The 252-nt window shown below is 65.9% G+C and carries 1 pseudogene; it reads left to right on the plus strand.

The annotated features are described in order from the left end of the window. Nucleotides 1-118: pseudogene (locus IU459_RS38185) on the plus strand (IS5 family transposase); the annotation flags it as partial. Between the last annotated feature and the right edge of the window lie 134 nt (nt 119-252).

Raw genomic sequence — 252 nt, forward strand, 5'->3', positions numbered from 1 at the left:
CATCGTCAAACGCAGCGACGACACCTCGGGATTCGTTGTCCTGCCCCGGCGTTGGCTCGTCGAACGCACCCTGGCCCGGATCACCCGACGCCGCCGATGCGTCCGCGACTACGAACGCCTACCCGAAGGGACTGCCCCGGCGTCGGTTGACTCCTGACCTGAGGAGACCGTTCGGTCTTCTCTGTGAGAGGATGCGTCACCGTGCCGAAGCCCTACCCCGAAGAATTCCGTCGTGACGTGGTCGCGGTGGCC

Origin of the sequence: Nocardia amamiensis, from assembly GCF_015477605.1 — a bacterium.
Lineage (GTDB): Bacteria > Actinomycetota > Actinomycetes > Mycobacteriales > Mycobacteriaceae > Nocardia > Nocardia amamiensis_A.